The sequence below is a fragment of the Paraburkholderia sp. BL27I4N3 genome (genome assembly GCF_003386115.1).
In the GTDB taxonomy this organism is placed as follows: Bacteria; Pseudomonadota; Gammaproteobacteria; order Burkholderiales; family Burkholderiaceae; genus Paraburkholderia.
On sequence record NZ_QREJ01000001.1, the window covers coordinates 2,355,388 to 2,382,082 of the forward strand.

23 protein-coding genes are annotated in these 26,695 nt (G+C 64.6%); 12 read left to right on the top strand and 11 right to left on the bottom strand.

Going from position 1 to position 26,695, the window contains the following annotated elements:
- The first annotated feature begins 216 nt into the window (after positions 1-216).
- Positions 217-1,206 carry a LysR family transcriptional regulator gene (locus B0G71_RS10850; protein WP_116141680.1) on the top strand — a complete coding sequence of 330 codons (990 nt, stop codon included), beginning with the start codon at positions 217-219 and terminating at the stop codon, positions 1,204-1,206.
- A 25-nt stretch (positions 1,207-1,231) separates the two neighbouring features.
- On the opposite strand, the gene B0G71_RS10855 is transcribed toward B0G71_RS10850, so the two are convergent.
- Entirely contained in the window at positions 1,232-2,596 is a 1,365-nt protein-coding gene (locus B0G71_RS10855) for an ATP-binding protein (protein ID WP_116141682.1), read from the bottom strand.
- Positions 2,596-3,255, bottom strand: a complete 660-nt coding sequence (locus B0G71_RS10860) for a response regulator (RefSeq protein ID WP_116141684.1) — start codon at positions 3,253-3,255, stop codon at positions 2,596-2,598. The genes B0G71_RS10855 and B0G71_RS10860 overlap by 1 nt, the downstream gene beginning before the upstream one ends.
- 218 nt (positions 3,256-3,473) lie before the next feature.
- Here B0G71_RS10860 and B0G71_RS10865 point away from each other — a divergent pair, with 218 nt between their 5' ends.
- The 3 genes from B0G71_RS10865 to B0G71_RS10875 are packed head-to-tail and all read left to right on the top strand — an operon-like array spanning position 3,474 to position 9,104.
- Positions 3,474-4,949 (top strand): TolC family protein, encoded by a 1,476-nt coding sequence (locus tag B0G71_RS10865; protein ID WP_116141686.1) that lies wholly within the window; start codon positions 3,474-3,476, stop codon positions 4,947-4,949.
- On the top strand, positions 4,939-6,057 hold the full coding sequence (locus tag B0G71_RS10870) for an efflux RND transporter periplasmic adaptor subunit (RefSeq protein WP_116141688.1): 1,119 nt from the start codon (positions 4,939-4,941) through the stop codon (positions 6,055-6,057). The genes B0G71_RS10865 and B0G71_RS10870 overlap by 11 nt, the downstream gene beginning before the upstream one ends.
- Positions 6,054-9,104, top strand: a complete 3,051-nt coding sequence (locus B0G71_RS10875; RefSeq protein ID WP_116141690.1) for an efflux RND transporter permease subunit — start codon at positions 6,054-6,056, stop codon at positions 9,102-9,104. The genes B0G71_RS10870 and B0G71_RS10875 overlap by 4 nt, the downstream gene beginning before the upstream one ends.
- Positions 9,105-9,175: 71 nt before the next feature.
- Here B0G71_RS10875 and hpnK read toward each other — a convergent pair whose 3' ends face one another.
- From hpnK to B0G71_RS10890, 3 genes are read right to left on the bottom strand one after another with little or no spacing between them, the layout of a single operon-like run.
- A complete protein-coding gene (gene hpnK, locus B0G71_RS10880; protein WP_116141692.1) occupies positions 9,176-10,021 on the bottom strand; it encodes a hopanoid biosynthesis-associated protein HpnK in 846 nt (281 codons plus the stop codon).
- Complete coding sequence (gene hpnI, locus B0G71_RS10885) at positions 10,011-11,285, bottom strand: bacteriohopanetetrol glucosamine biosynthesis glycosyltransferase HpnI (RefSeq protein WP_116141694.1); 1,275 nt, start codon at positions 11,283-11,285, stop codon at positions 10,011-10,013. Before hpnI (B0G71_RS10885) ends, hpnK begins: the two co-directional genes overlap by 11 nt.
- A gap of 12 nt (positions 11,286-11,297) precedes the next feature.
- Positions 11,298-11,648 carry a hypothetical protein gene (locus B0G71_RS10890; RefSeq protein ID WP_116141696.1) on the bottom strand — a complete coding sequence of 117 codons (351 nt, stop codon included), beginning with the start codon at positions 11,646-11,648 and terminating at the stop codon, positions 11,298-11,300.
- A 179-nt stretch (positions 11,649-11,827) separates the two neighbouring features.
- Here B0G71_RS10890 and B0G71_RS10895 point away from each other — a divergent pair, with 179 nt between their 5' ends.
- Positions 11,828-12,487: a response regulator transcription factor gene (locus B0G71_RS10895; RefSeq protein WP_106284334.1), complete on the top strand. Its 660-nt coding sequence runs from the start codon at positions 11,828-11,830 to the stop codon at positions 12,485-12,487.
- Positions 12,484-13,887 (top strand): ATP-binding protein, encoded by a 1,404-nt coding sequence (locus tag B0G71_RS10900; RefSeq protein ID WP_116141698.1) that lies wholly within the window; start codon positions 12,484-12,486, stop codon positions 13,885-13,887. Before B0G71_RS10895 ends, B0G71_RS10900 begins: the two co-directional genes overlap by 4 nt.
- A gap of 132 nt (positions 13,888-14,019) precedes the next feature.
- Here the strand turns inward: B0G71_RS10900 and B0G71_RS10905 are convergent, their stop codons facing one another.
- The 4 genes from B0G71_RS10905 to B0G71_RS10920 form a co-directional block, all read right to left on the bottom strand.
- Complete coding sequence (locus B0G71_RS10905; RefSeq protein WP_116141700.1) at positions 14,020-15,015, bottom strand: flippase-like domain-containing protein; 996 nt, start codon at positions 15,013-15,015, stop codon at positions 14,020-14,022.
- A gap of 96 nt (positions 15,016-15,111) precedes the next feature.
- Positions 15,112-16,272, bottom strand: a complete 1,161-nt coding sequence (gene hpnI, locus B0G71_RS10910; RefSeq protein WP_116141702.1) for a bacteriohopanetetrol glucosamine biosynthesis glycosyltransferase HpnI — start codon at positions 16,270-16,272, stop codon at positions 15,112-15,114.
- A complete protein-coding gene (gene hpnJ / locus B0G71_RS10915) occupies positions 16,269-17,690 on the bottom strand; it encodes a hopanoid biosynthesis associated radical SAM protein HpnJ (protein WP_116141704.1) in 1,422 nt (473 codons plus the stop codon). The genes hpnI (B0G71_RS10910) and hpnJ overlap by 4 nt, the downstream gene beginning before the upstream one ends.
- 329 nt (positions 17,691-18,019) lie before the next feature.
- Positions 18,020-18,223 carry a cold-shock protein gene (locus B0G71_RS10920; protein WP_007181784.1) on the bottom strand — a complete coding sequence of 68 codons (204 nt, stop codon included), beginning with the start codon at positions 18,221-18,223 and terminating at the stop codon, positions 18,020-18,022.
- Positions 18,224-18,541: 318 nt separating this feature from the next.
- Here B0G71_RS10920 and B0G71_RS10925 point away from each other — a divergent pair, with 318 nt between their 5' ends.
- Positions 18,542-19,987: an NAD-dependent succinate-semialdehyde dehydrogenase gene (locus B0G71_RS10925; protein WP_116117117.1), complete on the top strand. Its 1,446-nt coding sequence runs from the start codon at positions 18,542-18,544 to the stop codon at positions 19,985-19,987.
- Between the two features lie 260 nt (positions 19,988-20,247).
- Here the strand turns inward: B0G71_RS10925 and kdgT are convergent, their stop codons facing one another.
- A complete protein-coding gene (gene kdgT, locus B0G71_RS10935) occupies positions 20,248-21,273 on the bottom strand; it encodes a 2-keto-3-deoxygluconate transporter (RefSeq protein WP_116141706.1) in 1,026 nt (341 codons plus the stop codon).
- Between the two features lie 269 nt (positions 21,274-21,542).
- Here kdgT and kduI point away from each other — a divergent pair, with 269 nt between their 5' ends.
- From kduI to kdgR, 3 genes are all read left to right on the top strand, one after another.
- Positions 21,543-22,379: a 5-dehydro-4-deoxy-D-glucuronate isomerase gene (gene kduI, locus B0G71_RS10940; RefSeq protein ID WP_116141708.1), complete on the top strand. Its 837-nt coding sequence runs from the start codon at positions 21,543-21,545 to the stop codon at positions 22,377-22,379.
- 40 nt (positions 22,380-22,419) lie between these two features.
- Positions 22,420-23,190 (top strand): 2-dehydro-3-deoxy-D-gluconate 5-dehydrogenase KduD, encoded by a 771-nt coding sequence (gene kduD / locus B0G71_RS10945; RefSeq protein ID WP_116141710.1) that lies wholly within the window; start codon positions 22,420-22,422, stop codon positions 23,188-23,190.
- A gap of 116 nt (positions 23,191-23,306) precedes the next feature.
- Positions 23,307-24,179, top strand: a complete 873-nt coding sequence (kdgR, locus tag B0G71_RS10950; protein WP_116141711.1) for a DNA-binding transcriptional regulator KdgR — start codon at positions 23,307-23,309, stop codon at positions 24,177-24,179.
- 19 nt (positions 24,180-24,198) lie between these two features.
- Here the strand turns inward: kdgR and B0G71_RS10955 are convergent, their stop codons facing one another.
- On the bottom strand, positions 24,199-25,131 hold the full coding sequence (locus B0G71_RS10955; protein ID WP_116141713.1) for a TauD/TfdA family dioxygenase: 933 nt from the start codon (positions 25,129-25,131) through the stop codon (positions 24,199-24,201).
- Positions 25,132-25,934: 803 nt separating this feature from the next.
- Here B0G71_RS10955 and B0G71_RS10960 point away from each other — a divergent pair.
- Positions 25,935-26,339 carry a hypothetical protein gene (locus B0G71_RS10960; protein ID WP_106284323.1) on the top strand — a complete coding sequence of 135 codons (405 nt, stop codon included), beginning with the start codon at positions 25,935-25,937 and terminating at the stop codon, positions 26,337-26,339.
- A 78-nt stretch (positions 26,340-26,417) separates the two neighbouring features.
- Positions 26,418-26,666, top strand: coding sequence for a hypothetical protein (locus B0G71_RS10965; protein WP_106284393.1), 249 nt, complete (start codon positions 26,418-26,420; stop codon positions 26,664-26,666).
- The last annotated feature ends 29 nt before the right edge of the window (positions 26,667-26,695 follow it).

Consider the following 26,695-nt stretch of genomic DNA (forward strand, 5'->3'; position numbering starts at 1 on the left):
TTGATTATTGATGCATTGAATCATTCCCGATGATATGCGCGTTAGCACCAATGACAGCCAATTGTAGGCAGGATATCAATAGACACCGCGCGGCTCGCGGCGCATTCTGCGGAGCTGGAGCCAGGGTTTAGGAGCATCCGTGGAACGCGGTTCCTGTCTTTATCTGATACCGCGCGTCTTTCTCATTACGTTTGCTGATGTTTTATTCATACCAACATGGACCTCAGGCAAATCCAGTATTTCATCGCGCTCTTCGAGGACGGTTCGGTCACGCGGGCGGCGAAACGCCTGAACATCGTGCAGCCCGCGCTCAGCATGCAGATCGCCAAACTCGAGGACGAACTGCACCAGCAGCTCTTCGAGCGCAACGCGCACGGCATGGCGCCGACCGCCGCCGGCCGGCTCATGTACCGGCTGTTTCTGCCGATCATGCGCGATCTCGCGCACGCGCGTCAGCAACTCGTGCAGCGCGACGAGGTGGTGACCGGCCACGTGTCGATCGGGCTGATCGCATCGGTCACGGAAAGCGTGCTGGCCGATGCACTGTCGCGTTTTCACGCGCGTTATCCGCATGTGGAAGTAACCGTGGCCGACGGCTACAGCGCGACCTTCATAGACTGGGTAACGGGCGGCCAGCTCGACGCGGCCTTGATCAACAAACCGCGCGCGCGCTTCTCACTCGACGCGCAGCCCTTGCTCGACGAGGAAATGGTGCTGGTGACGAGCGCCGAGCACGGCCCCGAGCTGCCGCACGCCATTGAACTCGCGCAACTGCCGGAACTGGAACTGGTGCTGCCGACCAAGCGTCACGGCTTGCGTGGCGTGCTCGATACGGCGGCACAGCATGAAGACGTGCTGCTCGCGCCGCGCTTCGAAATCGACGTGTTGAGCACGATCGTGAAGCTGGTGGAGAGCACCCACTTCGCGACCATTCTGCCGCGGATCGCCGTGCAGCGCGCGGTGCGCCGGGGCAGCCTGCGCGCCTATCCGATTCTCGCGCCGCGCATCGTGCGGCATATCGTGTGCGTGAGCCATCCGCGACGCCCGTTAAGCGCCGCGGCGGATGCGCTGGTGTCGATCATCGCTGACGAGTTGCGCCAGGTGTCGAGCGCGTCGGAACTGGACGCGACGCTGAGCACCGAGTCCGGCGATGCGTCGAATGATCCACCTCCCGCGCTTTCCTCCAGCAACGAACGCGGCGCTTGAACGTGGCGGCGTGAATCGAACACCGTCAGATTTTAAGCGCCACTGGCGCGCCGACCTCATGCGCCTTCAGACCGGACACGGACACCCGCAAGCCGGGCCGGCCTTCGTTGTTGCGCAGAGACAGATCCAGCTGATGCCGCGCGGCAATGCGCGACACGATCGCAAGCCCAAGGCCGCTGCCTTCGCCTTGCGCCCCTTCGCCGCGATAGAAACGGTCGAAGACCCGTTCGCGTTCGGCCTCCGGAATCCCCGAGCCGGTATCGGCAACTTCGAAGCCAACGCGCCTGCCGTCACGCTTGAGGATCACGTCGACGCGTCCGCCGCGCGGCGTATGCCGGATCGCGTTGTTGATCAGATTGCCCAGCAGCACGCTCATGCCGTGCGGCTCGGCCAGCACGGTATAAGCATCCCCCTCCGTGCGCGCGCCTTCGCACTCCAGGCCGATGTCGATCTCCCTGGTTTCCGCCAGCAGCGAAAAATCGCCCACCGCCTGCTCGCCGATGCGCCGCAGGCTGACCGGCACCATCGCCGTGACCGGATGTGTGTCTTCACGCGCGAGCGCCAGCAGTTGCTGCACCAGGTGAATGATGCGGTTGACGCGCCCCTCGACGCGTTCGAGCGTTTGGCCTTCGCCCTTTAACGAACCATCGCGCGACGCGGCCTGCAATTGCAGCTTCAATGCGGCGAGCGGTGAGCGCAACTCGTGCGCGGCGTCGGCGATGAAGGTGCGTTGCGCTTGCGACGCCGTGTGCAGCCGCTGCAGCAGATCGTTGAGCGCTTCGACCAGCGGCCTGATCTCGACCGGCATGCTGCTGTCCAGGCGCAGCGGTTCCAGCGAATCGATCGTACGGGTGGACAATGCGCGCGACAGCCCGCCAATCGGCGCCAGCCCGCGCGCCACCACCAGCAGGACCAGCACGATCGTCACCGGCACCAGCACGCCGAGCGGCCAGAGCGTATGCAGCGCGAGGCGCATCGCGAGGTCCTCGCGCACGGAGATGGGCTGCGCCACCTGAATATAGCGTTCCCCCTGCTGCACGGCGAACGTGCGCCAGTGATACTCGCCGCGCTCCACCGTGTCGTAGCCCGGCGGCTGGCGCGCGAACACCGGCGCCTGCAGCGAGTGATAGATCAGCTTGCCCGCGCCGTCCCAGATTTCGATGACGACCCGGTCGTCGGACAGACCACCAAGGTCGGGGTCGCGATGTTCGCGGTCGCCCGTGCCGGCGAGATTCAACGGCAGCGACAGGGCGATCGTGCGCAACTCATAGTCGAAGAGTTCGCTCGCTTCCTCGCGCGCCGTATGAAAGATGCCGTAGCCGGCCACGCCCGAGGCGGCCGCCAGACCGAAGATCAGCCAGCCCAGCAGCCAGCGGCGAATCGACGTCATCAGCACCTCTTCAGACGGTAGCCCACGCCGCGCACGGTTACCACCTGGTCCGCGCCGATCTTGCGCCGCAAGCTGTGCACGTGCACTTCGATGGTATTGCTGCCCACTTCCTCGCCCCAGCCGTACAGTTTTTCTTCGAGCTCGGTCTTGGTGAACACGCGCGTCGGCTCTTCGATCAGCGCTTGCAGCAATGCGAATTCGCGCGGTACGAGCGGTACTGGCTCGCCGGACTTGCTGACCTCGTGCGCCGCGGGGTCGAGGGTTATCTCGCCGTGCGCGTAGACCGGCTGCTTCTGGCCGGTGCGGCGCCTGAGCAGTGCGCGCACGCGCGCGGCCAATTCGTCGAGATCGAATGGCTTGATCAGATAATCGTCGGCGCCGGCGTCGAGGCCGCGAATCCGTTCGTCGACGGCGTCGCGTGCCGTCAGGATGATGACCGGTGCGGCGCCGCCGTTCTTGCGATAGGCATTGAGGACGTCGATGCCGTCCTTCTTCGGCAGGCCGAGATCGAGCAGCACGAGGTCATACACGCCGTTGCCGAGCGACAGCTCCGCCGCGCGGCCGTCTTCGGCCCAGTCGATCGCGTATCCGGAGCGGCGCATCGCGCCCAGAACCGTTTCCGCAATCATCTCGTCGTCTTCGACCAGTAGCAGACGCATGGCCTCTCCTCTCCCTTATTGGCTCCGGCATTGTCCCGCTCGGTAGCTTAACGCTTCCTTATGGCTTGCTTATGTTTTGCTGAAGGGACACTGAAGGAAGGCTGAAGGGCCGCTTAAATCGGCGTTAAGCATGTCTTAAGCAGTCCATCAGCAAAATCTCTTCTTTTTCGTGGCCTTCCCGCGCGGATGCCCCCGTTTTTTTGTTCAGGAGCCGCATTTTGCCCGTTCTCAATGCCGCGTCCGCGGCGATATCGGCGGCCGTGTCTGTGTTCGCCGCGGCCGGGCCCGTGGCCGGACACACACCGCGCTTTTACGAACGGTTGCGCGCGCTGATGCCGCTCTGCGCGCTGCTGATGGGCGGCTGCACGTGGTATCACCGCGAGCCGCTCGCGCCACAGGATACGTCCACCTCCGCCCATTCGCTCGAACGCATCCGCATCGATCCGGCGAGCATGCCGTTGCCGGAACTGGCCGCGCATCGTTTCGATCCGTCCGACGGACTCGATATCGACGAGGTGGCGATGCTTGCGGTCGCCAACAACCCAGACCTGAGGCTGGCCCGCGACGACCTCGGCATTGCCCGCGCTCAGGCCTATTCAGCGGGCCTGCTGCCGGACCCGCAACTGAGCATAGCGAGCGATTATCCCGGCCAGATCGGCACCGTGCGCGCGTTCAATTACGGCCTGAGCATGGACGTGATGGCGATCGTGCTGCGCAGCGCCAACAAACAATCCGCCGACGCCACGGTGGCGAAAACCGACCTCGGTCTGCTGTGGCAGGAATGGCAGATCGTCGCGCAAGCGCGGCAGTTGTTCATCAAGACGCGTTTCCAGCAGGACACGCTGCCCCTCTTGCAGCGCCAGCGTGAGCTTACGCGCACGCGCTATGAACGCATGGCCGAAGCGCGCCGCAACGGCAACCTCACCGACGACACGTTGACGGCCGCGCTCCTCGCCTATGGCGACGCCCGCAAGCAATACACGGACGCCGAACGCGCAGCCGAGCAAACGCACCATGATCTGAACGCGCTGCTCGGCATCTCGCCGGAGGTGCAACTGCAACTCACAGGCGGCGACAACATCGAGCCGCTCGCCGACACGACGCTCGATGCCGCGCTCGCCGGGCTGCCTCGGCGCCGCCCGGATCTGATTGCGCTGCAAGCAGGCTACGAGGCGCAGGAACAGAAATATCGCGCCGCGATCCTCAGCCAGTTCCCGAGTCTGTCGGTGGGCTTCGTGCGGGCGCGCGATACGTCGAACATCTACACGAGCGGCTTCCAGATCAACCTCAGCCTGCCGATCTTCAACCGCAATCAAGGCAACGTCGCAATCGAGCAGGCCAGCCGCCAGCGTTTGCGCGACGAATATCAAACACGGCTGAACAGCGCTTACGGCGACGTCGCGCATCTGCGTGCGGACAACGCGGTCCTCACGCGGCAATTGCAGCAAACCGAAGCCGCGTTGCCCGAGGTCGACGTCGCCGCCCAGCACGCAGCCGCGGCCTACGCGGAACACAACCTGGCGCTCGGCGCTTACACCGACGCGCAAAGCGCCGCGCTCACCAAACAGATCGACGTCGCGACCTTGCGCGAGTCGCTCGCCGAACAACGCGTCGGCTTGCAGGCGCTGCTCGGCAGCGCGATTCCCGACGCCTACTCCACCGCTCTCACCTTCACCGACACTCATGCGAAATAGCCTGACTTCAGCGCTGCGGCCGCGCATTGCCGCCGGTGCGATTTCGATCGCCTGCGCCACGCTGCTGTGCGCGGGCGTTCATACGGCCCGCGCGGCAAGCGCTGGCGACACCGCCGAGCAACCCGTGGTCGCCGTGCAAACCGTGCGCGTGCAGCGCGCCGAGATCGCGCAGCCGGTACGCGCGTATGGCGTCGTCGCGGCGTCCGCGTCGAACCTCACCACCGTCAATCTGCCGTACACCGCGCGCATCGTGCAGATGCGCGTGCAGTCTGGGCAAACGGTGACGCGTGGCGCGCCGCTCTTCCTCGTGCAGGCCGACCCGGCCGCCGTGCTTGCCGCAACCCAGGCGAAAAGCGCCGTGACGCTCGCGCAAGGCGAGCTGGCGCGCACGCAATCGCTGTACGACAAAGGACTCGCCACGCAGTCGCAACTCGCCAGCGCCCGCAAGGCCGCCGACGACGCGCTGCAGGCGCTCGCCGCACAGAACCAGACCGGCGTGGCAAGCGGCAACAAAATCATCACCGCGCCGAACGACGGCGTCGTGCTGCAGGTTTCGGCCGCTCAAGGCGATCAGGTGCAAGCCGGCACGGCGATCCTGCAACTCGCGGGCGGCAGCGGCAAGGACGCGCGCGCCAACGTGATGCTCGGCGTCGAGCCCGCCGATGCCGCCGCGATCCACGCCGGCGACATCGTCGCGCTGCACGGTCTGTCCACGTCGCTCGCGAAGACTTCGGCGAACGGCCACGTGGCACTCGTGGGCGCCTCGATCGATCAGCAGAGCCAGCTCGTCGATGTCGGCGCGAACGTGCCGCTCGGTCAGACGGCCTTCATTCCCGGCACGCGCGTGAGCGCGGACATCGCGACCCGCAGCGGCACGCACTGGATCGTGCCGCGTGCCGCTGTGCTGAAAGACGGCCAAGGCGCGTACGTGTTCCAGATCACGCCGCAGAACAAGGCGCGCCGCGTGGCGGTGACCACCCAGGTCGAGAACGGCGACCGTTACGGCGTGGATGGCCCGCTCGACGCCGCGCAAGGCCTCGTGGTCAGCGGCAACTATGAGTTGAAGGACGGCATGGCGGTGCGAACCAGTGCAGGCGCGCCGCGATGAATTTCGGTCAATGGATGCAGAAGCACCGCCGCTCGCTGCTGTTCGTGATCGCGTTGCTGGCGATCGCGGGCGCACTGACCGCGTTCCGCCTGCCGATCTCGCTGTTTCCGAACGTCGCGTTTCCGCGCGCGGTCGTTTCGCTCGACGCGGGCGACCGCCCCGCCGAACAGATGGCCACGCTCGTCACGATGCCGGTCGAAGAAGCGCTGCGGCGCGTGCCGAACGTGCGCGACGTGGAATCGAAAACAAGCCGTGGCGCGGCCGAAATCTCGATCAATTTCGACTGGGGCACCGACATGGCGCAAGCCACCTTGCAGGCACAGTCGGCCATCAGCGAGATTCTCGCGACGCTGCCGCAAGGCACCTCGATGCAGGTGCGGCGCATGGACCCGACCGTGTTTCCGGTGCTGGCGTATAGCCTCACTTCGCAGCAGCAGTCGCTCTCCGCGCTGCACGACCTCGCGCAGTTCCAGATGCGGCCGTTGCTGTCTTCGGTGGAAGGCGTGGCGCGGGTCGACGTGACAGGCGGCGCGCAGGACGAGTTCGAAGTCGCGATCGATCCCGCGCGGCTCGCCGCGTACAAGCTCTCGCTCTCCGATGTGTCGAAGGCGATCGGCGCGAGCAATGTGCTGATGGCGAACGGCCGCATCGAGGATCACTACAAGCTCTACCTCGTGATTGCCAACACCACCATTACGCGGCTCGACGAATTGCGCAACGTCGTGGTGTCGGCCAGCGGCGCGACGCAGATCCGCCTCGGCGACGTCGCGATCGTACGCCGGGGCGTGGTGCCGCAATGGATGCGCGTCACCGCCGACGGCCAGGACGCGGTGCTCATCAACGTGTACCAACAGCCGGGCGCGAACAGCGTGGCGATGGCCAGGGCGATCCGCGCGAAGCTCGCCGACTTCCAGCATCAGATGCCGGCCGGCGTGCATCTGTCGAACTGGTACGACCAGAGCGAACTGGTGATTGCCTCGGCCACCAGCGTGCGCGACGCGATCATGATCGGCGTGGTGCTGGCGGCGCTGACGTTGTTCGCGTTCCTGCGCAACTGGAAGATCACCGCGATCGCCGTCGCGCTGGTGCCGGTGGTGATGGCCGCGACCATCCTGTTGCTCGACGTGTTCGGCATGGGCTTCAACATCATGACGCTCGGCGGCATGGCCGCCGCCGTCGGTCTCGTCATCGACGACGCGATCGTGATGATCGAGCACATCGTGCGGCGCATGCGCGAAGGTGGCGCACGCGCTTTTCATGGGCGAGTGATGGCGGCGGCGCTCGAATTCACGCGACCGCTGGCGGGTTCTTCGGCGGCGACGCTGATCATTTTCGTGCCGTTGGCGTTTCTATCCGGCGTGACGGGTGCGTTCTTCAAGGCGCTCTCCGTCACCATGGCGAGCGCGCTGTTCATTTCCTTTCTCGTCACGTGGCTCGCGGTGCCGATTCTGTGCGACCGCTGGCTGAAACCGAAAGACGCCGAGGAACACCAGGAAACCCGCTTCGCCTCGTGGATGAACCGGCGCTACGCGTTTCTGGTGGAGCGCGTCACCGCGCGGCCAGTGCTTGTGCTGCTCGGCCTGCTGCCGCTGATCGTGGTGGCCGCGTTCGCGTTCACGCGCGTGGGCAGCGGTTTCATGCCGAGCATGGACGAAGGCGGTTTCGTGCTCGATTACCACACGGAACCGGGCACGTCGGTGAGCGAGACTGATCGCTTGATGAAGCAGATCGAAGGCATTATTCGCGCGAACCCGAATGTCGCGACCTATTCGCGCCGTACCGGCGCCGGTCTCGGCGGCGATCTGAACGAGCCGAACAAGGGTGACTTCTTCGTGCGGCTGAAGTCCGGCAATCGCGAGCCGATCGCCACCGTCATGGAGGAAATCCGCTCGAAGGTCGAGACTCAGGTGCCCGGCGTGAGTGTCGAACTCGCGCAGTTGATGGAGGATCTGATCGGCGACCTGACGGCGGTGCCGCAACCGGTCCAGATCAAGATCTATTCCGACGACCCGAACACGCTCGAGACGACCGCGCGCAAGGTAGCGGCGCAGATCGGCAAGATTCAGGGCGTGGTGGACGTGAACGACGGCATCGATCCCGCCGGCGACGCGCTCGAACTGCACATCCGCCCCGAAGCGGCAGCGGCCGAGGGCATGGACCCGCAATCGATCGCGCAGGCCGTGTCCGATATGGTGGAAGGCAATGTGGCCACGCAATTCCAGAGCGGCCCGAAAACGGTCGGCGTGCGCGTACGCGTGGCCGGCGCGATGAAGCTCACGGATACGCAACTGGGACAGTTGCAGATTCGCGCGCCCGACGGCCATCTGTTCGCGCTCGATCGCGTCGCCGATCAGGTGACGGTGACCGGCCAGCCGGAGATCAGCCGCGACAATCTGAAACGGATGGTGGCGGTGACCGCGCGCATCGACGGCCGCGATCTGGGCTCGACGATCGCCGACGTGCAGAAGACGCTCGGCGATAAGAGCCTGTTGCCCACCGGCGTGTATTACGAGTTGGGCGGCCTGTATCAGCAGCAGCAGATTGCGTTCAAAGGACTGTTGAGCGTATTCGGCGCGGCGATCGCGCTCGTGTTCGGCTTGCTGCTGTTTCTCTACGAGCGCTTTCGCGTCGCGCTGGCGGTCATGGCGATGCCGTTGCTGGCGGCGGGCGCGGTGTTTATCGGCTTATGGGTCACCGGCATCGAATTGAACATCTCCGCGATGATGGGGATGACAATGATCATCGGCATCGTGACCGAGGTGGCGATTTTTTATGTGTCGGAGTTGCAGGGACTCGTGCGCGACGACGAAATGCCATTTGAGGACGCGTTGCTGAGCGCCGGGCGCAATCGTCTGCGTCCCATCGCGATGACGACGATCGCCGCGATTCTGGCGCTGCTGCCGCTGGCTTTTGCACTTGGGCAAGGTTCGGCGATGCAGCAGCCGCTGGCGATTGCGATTATTTCCGGGTTGATCGTGCAGTTGCCGCTGGTGTTGCTGTTGCTGCCAGTGCTGTTGAAGTTGTTGATGAAAAAGGCGGCGATTTAAGCCGGCGATCGGCGGCCTACGCCGCATTTCGCTTCTGTGCGCCCGCGGCTCGCGGCGGGCGCACAGTCAGATCAGTCGGTGAACTGGACCGAACCTACCTTCAGCACATCCCCGAACCCGCCAACCTGCACCCCCGCCGCCCGGATCGCCATCGCCACTTTCGGCGACAACAACGCGCGCAGTTCATCCTCGTGCCGGTACGTCTTCATTCCGTCGCTCAACGCCCGCTCCCCCGCCACCGCTGGATGGCAGTAAATCTCCCCTACCCCATGCGGCAGGTCGGCTAGCGCCGCCAGCCACGCCGCCTCATCCATCCGGCCGCTGTCCGCGATCCCCACCACATAATCGTTATGCGCAATGCCGGCGCGATCCAGACGCGTCTTGACCCGCGCGATCCACGGCCGCAACCATAGCGGCGCGTTCGCTTCGAACGGCAAGCGCATCGCCTTCATCCCATACTCCCGGCCGATCTCCAGAATCAGTTCGAGCACCGTCGGATGCAAATGAAAATGCTTGTGCGTGTTGACATGATCGAGCGTCAGACCGGTCTGCGCGAAGGCATCGAACTGCGCGCGAAGTTCTCGCGCAAGCTGCTTGCGCACGTGCGGTAAAAAGAAGAACCGCACGCCGTCGCGCACCATGTTGTCGCCGAAGCGGCCATGCTCGTCGAGCAAGGCCGCAATCGCCGCGCGCGGCGCGAGCGGGTCGCCGTCGGCCAGCACCAGATGCAGGCCGACACGCAAGCGCGGCAACGCGCGGGCGCGCGCCACCGCGTCGCTCGCGGCCGGCGCGCCGATCATCAGGCTGGCGGCGCTCAGCACGCCGTCGCGATGCGCTCGCTCCACTGCCAGATTCACTCGCGCGTGCAGGCCGAAATCGTCGGCGGTCACGATCAATGCGCGTGGCTTAGCCGCCATCCGACGCCTCCATCACGTCCATCACATTCAACGCGCCGTTGCGCGCGGCCTTCGACGCCGCAGCCTCGATCGGCACGCGCGCACCGCGCCACATCACATGCGAGCCGAACACGGCGGCGCACCACTGCAACGCCAGCAACGTATCACGCAGCGGCACGAGCGGCAAATCGCGCCAGAAGGTGCGCTCACGACGCGCCGAGCGCAGATGCATCAACAGACGCGCGGCGAGACCCGCAGCCGCCCCGGCCCCGCTCATGAACGCGGCCCACGCGTGCACCGCATCCGGCGAAGCGGCCGCGAGGCCGGCACTCAGCCACGCGCCGGCCAATAGCCAGGGCGTCGGAAAGGTGATGAAGAGGAACGCGAAACCCGGCGCATTCACCGAGCGAATCGTGCGCAGCCAGCGCGTTTCGCGCTGCCACAAGGCGGAAAACGTCGGCTCGATCACGTCGGTGGCCACCATCACGCGCGAGAGCACGGTTTGCAGGCCAAGCGCGCGCACGTGTTCGGCCAGCCAGTAGTCGTCCGCGAGACAGTTTTTCAGCGCCTCGAAACCGCCGATGCGTTCGAGCGTCGCGCGCCGCAACGCAAGCGTCGCACCGAAGCCGAAGCGGCGCGAGCCGGCCGCGTGCGCGACCCGCACCGACGGCGCGAACCATTCGTTGATGAACAGCGCGCCCACCCGCGGCCAGAAGCCGCCGATGCCGCGCGCCACGTAGAGGCACGTGACCACGCCCACGCACGGATCCGCGAGCGGCGCGGCCACGCTGTCGAGATAACCGGCTTCGACGGCGATGTCGCTGTCGGCGATCACGATGACCTCATGGCGTGCCCGCGCGGCCATGTTGATCAGATTGCTGACCTTGAGATTGCTGCCGTGGACGCGCGCGTCGATCGCGAGTTCGATATCGTGCGACGGATAGGCGGCCTGCAGACGGCGCACCACGGCAATCGCGGAATCGTCCGGCGAGGACACGCCGAGCACGAGCTGGAAACGCGCATGACGCTGCTCGCAAAAGGTCCGCAGATTGTCGTACAGACGCGGCTCCGCGCCGCACAGTGGCTTGAGCACGCTGACGCCGACCTGCGCGAAGCGCCGCTGCGGTTGCGAAACGTGCGAGGAAGAATGAGCGGTGCGACCCGCCGCACCGCGGCGCGAACTGAAGAACGGCATCGCGACCGCCGCCAGCAGCGCGTACAGGGACGCGCTCAAGCAGACGGCCAGCAGAACCCATTGACATGCCGTCACTGCGTGCGGCGCCATCGTCCGCTTCCGTCAGTGCTCGGCCAGCACGAACGCCCTGCCGGTCAGGCGCAGATGAAGAATCACGAGCCAGCGGCGCGGACAATTCGCGGCGATCGCGACCGGCCGCGAAGGTCGGCTCACGCCCGTGGCGAAACGCCCCTGCAACGCGAGTTCGAAGGCGGCATGCGCGAACTGGCGTGTCACGATCACGCCGCTGAAAATCACGGCAATGGCGAGCAGGCGGAACGACATGGAGTTGAAGGCGCTCTGCGAAACCGGCAGCACCAGCAGCGCGACGCAGGCGAGCACTTCGGCGCCCATGGCGGTGAGCGAGGCCACCATCAGGTGGGCGCGCAGCATGTCGACGGTGGCTGGCTTCATGGCTGGGTCTCGTGACCTGTTGAGGGGCGATAGTAGCGATCCAAGCTGAAGGAAACCTTAAGCAAGTAAGCGTATAAAGCGAGTAATGACAACATGGTTAAACTTCGGATTACAGTTGCAGGCTTGCTGAAATATCGCGGTTGCCGTGCAATGAAACATCGAATGGAAAAAACCGACACATGCGCGTACTCCTCGTAGAAGACGACGATCTGATCGGCTGCGGCATCGAAGCGGGACTGCGTCAGGCCGGCTTCACGGTCGACTGGGCACGCGACGGCCACAAGGCCGGTCTCGCGCTCGACACCACCGCCTACGCCCTCGTGCTGCTCGATCTCGGCCTGCCCCGCGTGTCGGGTATGGAACTGCTGAAACGGCTGCGCGATTCGGGCAAGGACGTGCCGGTGCTGGTGCTGACCGCGCGGGGCACGGTGGTCGACCGTGTCGGCGGCCTCGAAGCGGGCGCCGACGACTATCTGGGCAAGCCCTTCGATCTGACCGAACTGGTCGCCCGTTGCCGGGCCTTGTTGCGCCGCGCGCAGGGTCGCAGCGTCGAGCAGATCCGCTATCAGCATTTGACGGTCAACCCGGCTGCGCAAACTGTCGAAGTGGGCACGACGCGCGTGCCGCTCACCTCGCGCGAATGGGCGATCCTGATGCAGTTGCTGACCAACCAGGGGATTCCCCAGTCGCGCTCGCGTCTCGAAGAAAGCCTGTACGGCTGGCAGGAAGAAATCGAGAGCAACGCGATCGAGGTGCACGTGTCCAATCTGCGCAAGAAACTCGGCGCCAAGCTGATCAAGACGGTGCGCAATATCGGCTACGTGGTGGAGAAAGAATGATGGGCGCGTCGATCCGCCGGCGTCTCGTGCTGCTGGTTCTCACCAGCATCGCGCTGGTCTGGGGCGTGGCGCTGGTGTCGAGTTATCGTCAGGCCACCCGCGAGGTCGCCGAATGGGAAGAGGCGCGTCTCGCGGAACTCGCGCAGATTCTCGCCCTGCTCGATCAGCGCAATCTCACCACGCTCGCCAATGCGCGCATCGACGTGCGCGAGGAAGAAAAAGGCGGCGAGCCGGGCGCCAACGACCGCGACGACGACGACGCGCTGCCGCGCGACGCGCTCTTCCAGGTGCGCGGCGCGAACGGCGAGGTGCTGGCGGGTAGCCCGCAACTGCGCGAACTCAAGGCTTGGGATCTGCCGGTCCCTGGGGTGAGCGGCACGCGGGACATCACGCTCGGCGGCCAGATGTATCACTCGTTCACCTTGCGCGACACCGCGCTCGGCCATACGGTGCGCGTGTTCGAACCGGCCAATACGCGCAGCGATCTGGTGAGCGGCGTTGCGAGCCGCATTGCCCGCCCTACGCTGGTCGCGCTGCCGGTGCTGGCGGTTATGGTGTGGTTCAGCATCGGCTGGAGTCTGGCGCCGCTCAGGCTGCTCTCGCGGGCCATCCGTTCGCGCGATGTCAACCGGCTGGAGCCGGTCGACATCGGCCGCGCGCCGACCGAGGTGCGCCCGCTCGTCGATGCGATCAATCTGCTGTTGTCGCGTCTGCTGCATTCGCTGGAGCGCGAACGCGCGTTTACCGCCGACGCCGCGCACGAACTGAAAACGCCGCTGGCCGCGATCAAGGTGCAGGCGCAAGTCGCGCTGGCGGAAACGGACATGGCGCGGCAGCGGCTGGCCATGGAACGCGTGGTGCAAGGCGTCGATCGCAGCGCGCGGCTCGCGGAGCAGTTGCTGCTGCTCGCGCGTCTGGACGTGCACGAAAAAATTTCGACCGCGCCGCTCAAACCGGCAACGGTGGCGAAAGACGCGCTGCTCGCCAACGAGCGCAACGCGCAACAGAAAGACATTCACGTGACGCTGCTCGGCGACCTGCGCGCCGAGATCGACGCGGAGCCTGTGCTGATCGGCATCCTGCTCGACAATCTGCTCGATAACGCGATCAAGTACGGGCACGCCGGCGGCAGCATCGAAGTGGCGGTGCAGCACGCGCAAGACCGCGTGCAGGTGACCGTGCGCGACGACGGCCCCGGAGTCGAGGCAAGCGACCTCGACCGTCTGACGAATCGCTTTTTTCGCGCGACGGGTAATCAGGCCACCGGCAGCGGACTGGGTCTTTCGATCGTCGCGCGCATCGCGGAGCATTTTGGCGCGAGCCTGCGTCTGGGCAAAGGCATCGGCGAGCGCGGGCTCGCCGTCGAGGTGTCGTTTCCGGCTTATGCGCAGGCGAGTTGAGGAGAATGCAGAAGCGGTCTCGCATCGACGCGCCCGGCTTGCAAGGGTGTGCTTGCTTGCGTCCACGCGCCACGCGAGCCGCGAACTGTGGCGCCCTCGTCCGGGTGCTGCTGCGCCGCGCGACGTGCGCCTTTAAGGCGCGCGCTCGAACGCGCGCTCCGGTGCCCGGTTCGACGACTCCGCGAACTGCCACGCAATCAGGCCGGGCACGAACATCACCAGATCGCGAATCCGGCGCGCGCCGGCCAGCGCAAGACAGGTGGAAGGATCGAGGCCCAGCGCGCCGCCGATCAGGATGAAGCCGCCCTCCTGCACGCCCAGCCCGCCCGGCACGAAGAACACCGCGCTGCTGATCGCCTGGATCAGCGATTCGATCACCACGGCTTCCACGAGCGTGACCTGCACGCCGAGAAAGTGCAGCGCCAGCCAGATTTCCAGCGATGTGAGGAAGCACTGCAGCGGTTGCCAGAAGAACAGATAGCGCAGCACCACGCCACGCCGGCGCCAGATCAGCCTGATGGCCTGATCGATCTGCGCCGACTGCCCGACCAGCGCGGCGAGCTTGCCGCTCGTCAGATGATTGAGCGCGCGCGTGATGCGCTCGAACGGGCTCGCGTGCTGCACCAGTGCGAACAGCACCAGCAGCGGCGTGAGCACCACCACGCCCCACGCCAGCTGTCCGGCGAGCCGCAGCGTGTCGGAATGCGCATGGGCGAACAGAAAGCCGATGCCGACCATCGTGAACAGCAGCTGGCTGATCACCGTAAGCTGCATATCGACGACGATGCTGCCCACCGCCGTGGACGGCCGCACGCCCCAACGTCTGAGCATGCGAAACGACACGACCTCGCCGCCGATGCGCGCCACCGGCAGCATGCTATTCACCGATTCGCGCACCCACACGAGGTGCAGCATATTGATGAGACCGGGACGATTCGCGCCGCGAATCAGCGAACGCCAGTCGCAGGCATTGGCCAGCATGGGCAGCACGTGCGCGAGCGCGGCCAGCAGCAGTCCCGCGCCGGCCGCGCGCAGCGCGCCGAGCACGGCGCCGGGGTTATCGTGCCAGACGAGCCAGAGTGACGCCAGCAAGCCGGCTAACGCGGCGATACGGCCGAGATGTTTCATCGAGCGCGCACCTCGTGCGCGCGCTTCAGGCGCGTTGCCCTGCTTTTAGCCACTGCTTTAAAAACCTTCTGCATCATTGCCGATCCGTACCGCCGTTCATTCGTCCTGGGCCGCCGACAACAGGCCGTCGCCGTCCACCTTGAAGCTGATGCCTCGCCAGATCACGCGCGAAGACCAGAAGCTCGCGACGAAAATCGCAAACGATACGATATCCCAGAACGGCAGCAGCCACAGGTCGCGATACGCCTGCTTCAACGCGCGATCCGACAGCAGTTTCAAGGCGAGCCGCGCGCTCATGGCGGCGAGCGCGAGCGACCACGCCCACCACGCGCCGGCCGAGCACAGCACCGCGAGCAACGCGAACGCGAACGGATGAACCAGAGCGGAGCCTAGATGGCCGAGCGGATCGATGCGGCGAATGGTGCGGCTCCAGCGCAGTTCATGCGCGATGAGTTGCGCCGCGCTCGATTCGACGCACGCATGCGAGATCGTGAACGGCGGAATCACCACCTTCTCTCCGAGCAGTCGCACCGCCTCGCCGATCGCATGATCCTCGGCCAGATGCCGCACGAACGGCGTAAAGCCACCGATTTTTTCGAGCGTATCGCGGCGCATCACGATGGTCTGCCCGAAGCACGGGCGCGCAAGCCCGAGCGCGAGACCGGTCACGACACCCGGCAGGAACTGATAGTTGGTTGCCTTGGCCGACAGGCGCGGCCAGAAGCCGGGATCGGGCTGTCCGCGATACGCGCAGGTGACGAGACCTACGCCCGGCATCTCCAGCTCGCCGATCACATTGCGCAGATAGTCCGGACCAACGCTGACGTCGCTGTCGGCGAACACGAGCACGTCATGCCGCGCTTGCGGCAGCATGTTGAGGATGTTGCTGATCTTGCGGTTCGGGCCGTACAGGCGCGCGTCGGCCACGACGGTGATGTCCGCGTCGGGATAGAGGCGGCGCAGGTCGTCGACGGTTTGCAGCGCGGGGTCGGCGGAGTCGTGAACGCCGAACAGGAATTGCACGGGTCCGGGATAATCCTGGCGGCAGAAGCTCGACAGATTGGCGAGCAACGCCCACTCGTTGCCGTGCAGCGGCTTGACGATCGTGACCGGCGGAAAGGCAGTCGGCTCGGATACCGCCCGCGCGAAGAACCGTCCGATCAACGCACCGGCGAGCACGGTATAGCCGACGCCGAAAACCGCGCACGCCGCGCACGCATAGGCCAGCGTGACGGCGAGCAGGTGCGCGGCGCTCACGCCTCGTGGGCGCGCAGGAAACGGAAGAATTCGACGCCCTCGCGCAAGCGCCGTTTCATCATGTCCCAGCTCGTCAGCATTTCACGCAGGATTTCCCAGATCTTCGACGGGCGGAAATAGAAACGCTTATAGAAGTTTTCGAGCTGATGGTAGATCTCCTCGCGCGACAGATGCGGATAGCCGATCGCCGCGAGCTGCACGCCCTCCTTGCTCACGAGATTGATCACCTTGTTCTCTTCGAGCCAGCCGTTCTCGACCGCCTGGTTGTAGAGCGTCGTGCCCGGATACGGCGCGGCGAGCGACACCTGGATCGTGTGCGGATTGATTTCCTTGGCGTACTCGATCGTCTTCTGGATCGTGTCCTGCGTTTCGCCCGGCAAGCCGAGAATGAAGGTGCCGTGAATCTTGATGCCGAGCTTGCGGCAATCGTCACTGAAACGGCGCGCGATGTCGGTGCGCAAGCCCTTCTTGATGTTCAGCAGGATCTGGTCGTCGCCGGATTCGTAGCCAACCAGCAGCAGGCGCAGGCCATTTTCCTTCATGATTTTGAGCGTCGCGTAGGGCACGTTCGCCTTGGCATTGCACGACCACGTCACGCCGAGCTTGCCGAGGCCGCGAGCGATTTCCTCGACGCGCGGCTTGAAGTCGGTGAAGGTGTCGTCGTCGAACATGATCTCCTTGACTTCAGGCATGTTGTCGCGAATCCACTTCACTTCTTCCAGCACGTTCTCGACCGAACGCGTGCGGTAGCGATGCCCGCCCACGGTTTGCGGCCATAGACAGAAGGTGCATTTCGAACGGCAGCCGCGGCCCGTGTAGATCGATACGTACGGATGCTTCAGATAGCCGATGAAATAGTTTTCGATCTTCAGATCGCGCTTGTACACGGGCGCCACGAACGGCAGTTCGTCCATGTCTTCGAGAATCGGGCGCGCTTCGTTGTGCTCGATCGAACCGTCGCGGTTGCGGTAGCTGAGGCCTTTGATCTGCGCGAGCGGTTTGCCCTCGGCGACTTCCTGGCAGGTGAAGTCGAATTCCTCGCGGCATACGAAATCGATCGCTTCGCTCGCGGTCAGCGAATTGTGCGGATCGACCGCCACCTTGGCGCCGACCATGCCGATCAGCAGCGACGGCTTGCGCTTTTTCAGGTCTTCGGCGAATAGCGCGTCGGTGGGAAAGGACGGCGTGCTGGTGTGGATCACCACCAGATCGTAGTGCTGCGCGATGTCGAGCGTGGCCTCGACCGAAACGCCGTCGGCGGGCGCGTCGAGCACGCGGCTATCGGGCACGAGTGCCGCGGGCTGCGCGAGCCACGTCGGATACCAGAACGAGCGGACTTCACGCTTGGCCTGATAGCGCGAACCCGCGCCACCATCGAAGCCGTCATACGACGGCGCCTGCAAGAACAGGGTTTTCATGGATGCTCCAGCAAGCCTTGAGTTGGCGCTTTCAGTTCTCTGTCGACAAACTATCGGAACTATTGCCCGCCGGGAGGCGGGAGTCGCGCAAATACTACGGAGCAAAGCTGAAGGAAACCTTAAGGAAAATATGGCCGCTGACGATGCCGGCGGCGCTGTTTCATGTGCTTCGAAACAGGCGTCGGATTAGATGTGCTAGAGAGGATCGTGCGGGCGATCCCGCTCGCCGCGCTTCATGTCACGCGTGTGAACGAGGCGCTTTTTTATGTGTGGGTGACGCGCCATGATGGCCGGCGCGCACGCATTGCGCGTGTGCACCGGCCATGACCTCAGACCGGCTTGATATCCGCCGCCTGCTTGCCTTTCGGCCCCTGCTTGATTTCAAAGCTGACCTTCTGGTTTTCCTGCAAGGACTTGAAACCTTCGGAACGAATCTCCGAGAAGTGCGCGAACAGATCTTCGCCGCCGTCGTCGGGGGTGATAAAACCAAAACCTTTCGCGTCGTTAAACCATTTCACTGTACCGGTTGGCATGTCGATTCCTCTGTGCATCTGGGTTGATTGGGCTGCTTTCGCCGAGCTTCGCCCGCCGCCGCGGGTGCGCCGGATTCTGCCTCCGCCGCTCGACTCTACGCTTCTTTGCGCGGCGTTGCTTTGCCCGTTTTTTCGACGCCGCGACAACGCCGTCGCAAGACGCGTGCCGCGCGCCATAGCCGGCGGCCCGCCGGTGCGATTCGATGCAATCAGATAAACTGTCTGGTTATCGGCAGTCCATCCAGGGCCCGCGCAGGTTCAGCCCAATATTTCACGACCGCGCGGCCTTGTCGTTTTCCCCTACATAGGAACTTCAGCATGGCAACCTCGAACTACACCGATACCCGACTTCTGATCAACGGCGAGTGGTGCGACGCCGCCAGCGGCAAGACCCTCGACGTCATCAATCCTGCTACCGGCAAGGCCATCGGCAAAGTGGCGCATGCCGGCATCGCCGATCTGGACCGCGCGCTGGCCGCCGCGCAACGCGGCTTCGAAGCCTGGCGCAAGGTGCCGGCCAACGAGCGCGCCACGACCATGCGCAAAGCCGCCGCGCTGGTGCGCGAGCGGGCCTCGGACATCGGCCGCCTGATGACGCTGGAGCAAGGCAAGCCATTTGCCGAAGCACGCGTCGAAGTGCTGGCGGCCGCGGACATCATCGAATGGTTCGCCGACGAAGGCCGCCGTGTCTACGGCCGCATCGTGCCGTCGCGCAACCTCGCGGCGCAGCAACTGGTGCTGAAGGAACCGATCGGCCCGGTCGCCGCCTTCACGCCGTGGAATTTTCCGGTCAACCAGGTCGTGCGCAAGCTGAGCGCGGCGCTCGCATGCGGCTGCTCGTTCCTCGTCAAGGCGCCGGAAGAAACCCCGGCGTCGCCGGCCGCACTGCTGCAGGCTTTCGTCGAAGCCGGTGTGCCGGCGGGCACGGTCGGCCTGGTGTTCGGCGATCCCGCTGAAATTTCGGGCTACCTGATCCCGCATCCGGTGATCCGCAAGGTGACGTTCACCGGCTCGACGCCGGTCGGCAAGCAACTGGCGGCACTGGCCGGCGCGCATATGAAGCGCGCCACCATGGAACTCGGCGGTCACGCGCCGGTGATCGTGGCCGAAGACGCCGACGTGGCGCTCGCCGTGAAGGCCGCGGGCGGCGCGAAGTTCCGCAATGCCGGCCAGGTCTGCATCTCGCCGACGCGCTTCCTGGTGCACAACAGCATTCGCGAAGAATTCGCCGCGGCGCTGGTGAAGCATGCTGAAGGCCTCAAGCTGGGCGACGGCCTCGCCGAAGGCACCACACTCGGCCCGCTCGCCAACGCACGTCGTCTGACGGCGATGAGCAAGGTGCTCGACGACGCGCGCAAGACGGGCGCCAAGGTCGAGACGGGTGGCGAGCGCGTGGGCTCGGAAGGCAATTTCTTTGCGCCGACCGTGCTGACCAACGTGTCGCTCGAATCGGACGTGTTCAATAACGAGCCGTTCGGCCCGATCGCCGCGATCCGCGGCTTCGACAAGCTCGAGGAAGCAATCGCCGAAGCCAACCGTCTGCCATACGGTCTGGCCGGTTACGCGTTCACGAAGTCGTTCACCAACGTGCATCTGCTGTCGCAGCAACTGGAAGTCGGCATGCTGTGGATCAACCAGCCGGCCACGCCGTCGCCGGAAATGCCGTTCGGCGGCGTGAAGGATTCGGGCTACGGTTCGGAAGGCGGTCCGGAAGCGATGGAAGGCTATCTGGTCACCAAGGCGGTATCGGTGATGTCGGTTTAAGGCGGAACCAGGCGGCGTTATCGCCGCCTGTTTTTACACCACCGTACCGGGTCCGCGAGTCGTTGCTCGCGGACTTTTTTTATTGTCATGAACGATACGACTTCAGGACTCATGCAACCCACGCTGACCGGCAAGACCGTGGAACTGCGACTCCTTCAGCGGGAACACGCGCGGAGCAAAGCTGGCGCGATAACAAAGCCACCAGCGCGCGGCCCGCTTACGCTTCTCGACTAGAGCGAAAGCGAGCCGCTTTTGCTACGCTACACATGGACGTCCCGTTCATTCAGGGGCGGCGCGTTGCCAGCCGCTGCCCTTGCGAACTCCTCGCGTAACGCATCGCGCGCATGATGCCGGCGTACCCACATCGCCGTGAGGATCGGCACCAGAATCGCAGTCACCAGACAGGCCGTTGCGACCATCGCCGTCGCGGCCGGCACCAGCGGCTTGAAGCTCGGTATCATCTCGCCGATGATCGCCGGATTCGCCACCGCGGCCCCTGCCGTCGACGAAGCCGCCAGTCCCGCCGCGCCATTGCCGCCCGCGATCCAGCGGTCCGCGAGAATCAGCGGAATGCCCGTCACGACGATCACGCCGAGACCCAGCACGATGCCCGGCAAGCCGCTCTTCACGATCACGCTGAGGTCGATGCCGTTACCGAGCGCAAAGCCGAAGAACGGAATCAGCGGATGCACGCAACGGCCGAAGAACTCGCGCAGCTCGCCATCCAGGTTACCCAGCGTGAAGCCGACCAGAAACGGCAATACCGCGCCGACGAACAGGCGCGGCTCGAAGAACGCCACACCGGTTGCGCCGAGAATGATCATGCTGACGAGCGGGCCGGATTCGATCGACATCAGCACGAACGCGCCCGCCTCTTCCTTGGTGCCGTATTGCTGCATCACGGCCGCGTAGAGACCGCCGTTCGTCATGTCCATCGGCGTCGTGATCGCCAGCACCGAGAGGCCGGCGAACAGTCCGGCCTTGACGCCGTCGATTGGAATGAAGTGCGAGGCGATGATGGTCGCGATCCACGCCACGAGCATTTTCGTCACCAGCAGCGTGCCGGACTTGCGCAGCACCGTGCCGGTCGCCCGCAGATCGATGGTCGCGCCCATGCAGAAGAACCACACCGCCAGAATGGGCACGGTGCCGGAGATCAAGCCATTGGTGAACGAGCCGAAGTATTTGCCCGCGCCTGGCGCAAATGTGTGGACGCAGGCGCCGAGCAGCAACGGCACCAACATCAGGCCGCCAGGAATGCGGTCGATGGCCTTCTTGAGCTTCATGCCTCCTCCATGGACTTCGCGTCCAGTTATCGGGTAATTCACCCTGGGTAATGTCCCGCTCTCGCGCCGGGCTGCTCCCTTTCGGCGCAATATAGCACCGCGAAAGGAACGCTGTTCCGTTTCCTTGATAAATCTAGCTCATCGTTTACCCGTGCGTTCTCTCGAAGCCTTGCCAGTCATAATGCGGCATCGCAATATTTTCGGACCGCTGTTCCGAAACTGTATTTCTGCGCTACAGTCGAGCCCACAACCCCAGCGGAGACGGAACAATGGAAGTGAGACAGGCCATCAACAGCGAATACGCGAAGACGCTGGATACCGAGGGGCTGCGCAAGGCATTTCTGGTCGATCAGGTGTTTGAGCGCGATGCGCTGAAGCTGACCTATAGCCATATCGACCGGATCATCGTCGGCGGCGCGATGCCGGTGGCGCGCGCGGTCGAGGTGCCCGGTTCCGTCGGCAAGGCTATAGGCGTGAGCTATCTGCTGGAGCGGCGCGAACTCGGCGCGATCAATATCGGCGGCGACGGCTGGGTCGACGTGGACGGCACGCGCCACGAGGTGCGCAATGAAGAGGCGATCTACATCGGCCAGGGCACGCAGTCCATCGCCTTCGGCAGCGACGACGCCGCGCGCCCGGCGAAGTTCTATCTGAACTGCGCGCCCGCTCACACGTCGTATCCGACCCGCACCATCTCGCTCGCGCAAGCCTCGCCGCAAACGCTCGGCGACCCCGCCACGAGCAACCGCCGCACCATCTACAAGTTCATCGTTCCCGAAGTGCTGCCCACCTGCCAGCTTTCCATGGGCATGACGAAACTCGAACCGGGCAGCCTGTGGAATACCATGCCGTGCCATACGCACGAACGCCGCATGGAGGTGTATTTCTACTTCAACGTCGCCGACGACGCCGCCGTTTTTCACATGATGGGCGAGCCGAACGAGACGCGGCATATTCTCGTGCACAACGAACAGGCGGTGATCTCGCCGAGCTGGTCGATTCACTCCGGCGTCGGCACGCGGGCGTACACGTTCATCTGGGGCATGGTCGGCGAAAACCAGGTGTTCAGCGATATGGATCACATCGCGGTGCGGGATTTGCGTTGATGGATCGCCCTTTTCACATCAGCAACCACGACCGCGCGACATGGGCTCTAACACCGTGAATCCCTTTGATCTCAGCGGCCGCGTCGCCATCGTCACCGGCAGCAATACGGGGCTCGGCGCCGGCATGGCGGTCGCGCTTGCCGCGGCCGGTTGCGACATCGTCGGCGTGAGCCGCGCCGACGCCGGCGACACCGCCGCGCGTGTGCAAGCCTGCGGACGACGTTTCGCGGACGTGCGCGCCGACCTCGGCTCGATCGCGCCGGTCGAGGACATCGTGCGCGCCGCTGTGGAAGCGTTCGGCCGCATCGACGTGCTGGTGAACAACGCCGGCATCATTCGCCGCGAAGACGCGCTCGATTTCACCGAAGCCGACTGGGACGCCGTGGTGGACGTCAATCTGAAGAGCCTGTTCTTTCTCTCGCAGGCTGCCGCGCGGCAATTCGTGAAGCAGCAAAGCGGCGGCAAGATCATCAACGTCGCGTCGATGCTGTCGTTTCAGGGCGGCATCCGCGTTGCGTCATACACGGCGTCGAAAAGCGGCGTGCTTGGTCTCACGCGGCTGCTCGCGAACGAATGGGCCGCGCAAGGCATCAACGTCAATGCGATCGCGCCGGGCTACATGGCGACCGCGAACACGGCCGCGCTGCGCGACGACGCACAGCGCAACGACGAGATTCTGAGCCGCATCCCCGTCGCCCGCTGGGGCACGCCCGACGATCTCGCGGGGCCGGTGGTATTCCTCGCGTCGGCGGCTTCGGACTACGTGCATGGGCATACACTGGCAGTGGACGGCGGCTGGCTCGCTCGCTGACCCGGCAGCGGGCGCAGGATGCGGTATGCTCCCGGCCGCCGCGCGGGCGCATGCGCCGGGAAAATAGCAGCGACTTGCGGGAACGGCACTGGAACGGATAGACAGGGAAGACGGAAATGGCATCAGCAGGCAAACAGCGCAAGGACGACGGCGCCCCACAAGCGCAAGACGCGGAGAACGCCGACTGCGGCGACAAGGGCGAATCGGCCTCGTCGATCGGCCGCGTCTTCGCGATTCTCGGCGCGATTGGCGACAGCGGACAGATCGGCATCAGCGAACTGTCGCAGCGGCTCGGCATGTCGAAGACCACCGTGCACCGCGTGATCCAGACGCTAAAAGCGCTCGGCTACGTCACGCAGGAAGCGGAAACGGAGCGCTACCGGCTGACCATCCGCCTGTTCGAACTCGGCGCGAAGGCGTTGGAAAGTGTCGATCTGGTGCGCGAGGCGGACGTGGAAATGCGCCGCATCGGTGAAGCGACGCGCGAGGCGGTGCATCTCGGCGCGTTCGACGAAGACGCCATCATCTACATTCACAAGATCGATGCCGACTACGGGCTGCGCATGCAGTCGCGCATTGGCCGGCGCAATCCGTTGCACAGCACGGCGATCGGCAAGGTGCTGCTGGCGTGGATGGATCCGGCCGATGCGCGCGAAGTGCTCTCGCACGTCGAATTCCGCAAGTCGACGCAGAAGACGCTCTCCTCCGCCGAGGCCGTGCTGAACATTCTGCCGCACGTGCGCGAGCAAGGTTACGGCGAGGACAACGAGGAACAGGAAGAAGGTCTGCGGTGCCTCGCGGTGCCGGTGTTCGACCGCTTCGGCCGCGTGATCGCCGGCCTGTCGATTTCGTTTCCGACCATGCGCTGCGGCGCCGACACGAAGTCGCACTATGTCGCGCTGCTCAGGAAGGCGGGCCTCGCGATCTCGGCGCGGCTCGGTTATCGGCAAGCGGCCGCGCCGCAACAGATCGCCGCCGAGCCGGGCTGAACGTTAGATCGACGGGCCGTCAGGCCGCCTTGGCCGTCGGATTCGGCTGCACGCTGCGCGTGAAACTGCGGCGGCCGTCCACACTCACAGGCACATCGCCCTTCAGCGTCACGCGACGCACCACGCGGTGCGCGTCGCCGTAGTCGTTGACCGCGTAGTGCTGGGTCGCGCGGTTGTCCCAGATCGCGACGTCGCCGGCCTGCCAGCGCCAGCGCACGACGTTCTCGAGACGCGTCACGTAACCTTGCAGCAGTTCCAGCAGATGCGCGGACGCGCTCGGCGCGAGACCCACGAAACTCTTCACGAAGTGCCCGAGAATCAGCGTCTTTTCGCCGGATTCCGGATGCACGCGCACGACCGGATGCTCGGTCTCGTAACGCGTCGAGACGAACGCCTCGCGGTGACGTCTGATCGCCTCGGCATCGCGGCCACGCTCGCCGACGCTGGTGTGATTCGCGTAGTCGTAATCGTTGCTGTGCACGGCCCAGAGCTGATCGGCGAGCGCTTTGAGCGGCGGCGGCAGATCGTCGTAAGCCGTGGCCGTGTTGGCCCACACCGTGTCGCCACCCACCTCCGGAATCGTCACGCCACGCAGGATCGACGCCTGCGGATAAGCGTCGACGAACGTCACGTCCGTGTGCCATGAATTGGCGCGGCCACCGCGATGTGAGTCGAGTTCGAGCAGATAGTCCGTGCCGTCCACCACCGGCACCGTGGGATGCGAAACCGGCTCGCCGAGCAGCCTGGCGAAGCCTTCCTGATCGGCGTCCTGCAAGTGTGTCTGGCCGCGGAAAAATATCACCTTGTGACGTACCAGCGCCGCGCGAATCGCTTCGACGGTGGCCACTTCGAGTTGGCTCGACAGCCGCACGCCGCGAATTTCCGCGCCGATGCGGCCAGTGACGGGATGAATGTCCAGTGCGTTGGACGTCGCGAGACTCAGATTCGACATGCTATGCCACTCCCGGTGTGAGGACGATTGAGGACGAGAAAGCTCAGCGCTGACCGCAAGATTGCGATCGAACTGAAGTGGCTGACGGTCAGCCCATCCAGCGATCTAACCAGTCCCGGCGGCCCGCGTAAAACACTTGTTTTTCATGTCCTTATCACACTCGACGGAATGAGGATCGCGCGTGGACGCGATGGCGCCGGTATCGTCACGATGCTGTCGCTCATGTTTGCTATCGAGGCTCGGGTATCGCGCCAACGCACAGGTGCGCACTGCTGGTCCGATAAATCGGCCGAGAACGCGGGTCTGCACAGTGCAGTCTGCAACCGAATGTATCCGCACGGCATAGCCGTTACGACATGCGCCGCGGCATAGCCAATGGCCGTCGATACACGCGCGGTTCGAAGCGCGGCAAACGCGAAACGCCCGGCCATGCCGACCTTTCCACAATGCGTTCAATGGCTTGCGCGTCAGACTGCGCGCTGAGCCCCCTCTGCTCATTGCGTCTCGACGCACGCTATTCACGCGACGCACGGGTTGCCCGCATATATCGCAATCGACACGTCCTGTTACACACAAACACACCGGTAATGCCGCGGCTCAGTAGAGTTCGGGTCACAAGGAAACGGGAGCAATGTCATGAAAAGAATTTTCGCGCTGGTCATTCTGGCCGTCACGCTCGGCAGTGCATTGGGCGGCTGCATCGTGGTTCCGGAAGGCGGCTACCACAACCACTATCACGATCGTTATTGAGCACGACACGCGCAAGACTTTCCACTCATCATCGTAGAGGCCGGAACTAAAATATGAAGCAATCACAAAACCGCTGGCTGTCCATGGCGATCGTCGCGGGTCTCGGAATCGGTGCGTCGTCGGTCGCGCTGGCCCACGTCGATGTGGGCGTGAACATCGGCGTTCCAGGCGTCGTTTATGCGCCCGAACCCGTGTATGCCCCGCCACCGCCGGTCTACGCTCCGGCTCCGCCGGTGGTCGTGGTGAGTCCGGGCTGGTACGGCGAACGGTATTACGACGGTCACCGCTACTGGGAACGGCGCGAATGGGAAGAGCGTCATCACGGCGGACGCGATTGGTATGAAGCGCGCGGTCCGCACGGCGACTGGCGCGGTCACGACAACGGCTGGCATGGTCATGGCGACGATCACGGCCATGGCGATGATCACGATCACGGCCATGGCCACGGCGATCATTGATGCAAAAGCCGCGGCCGCGTCGATGACGCGGCCGTGCCGCGCACGCATTCGCGTCACACGTTCTGCAGGAGCGACGACTTGCTACGCAGCGATCCACGACGAGTCACCGCGCGCATCGACGACACGCTGATCTGCGCCGAATACAGCGAACAGACCGGCCAATTGTGTTTGCGTCAGAACGGCACACTCTTGCGCGAATGGTTTCCACCTCACTCGTGGATCGCAATTGCGTCGGTAGCGGGCGCGCGGCATTGGGGCACGCGGCCTAGCGATGATGATTTGCTGGCGCTGCTGCACAACGAGATGACTCTGTTGCGCGCGCCATAAAAGAAGAGATTCAGTTTCGCGCGCGGTGA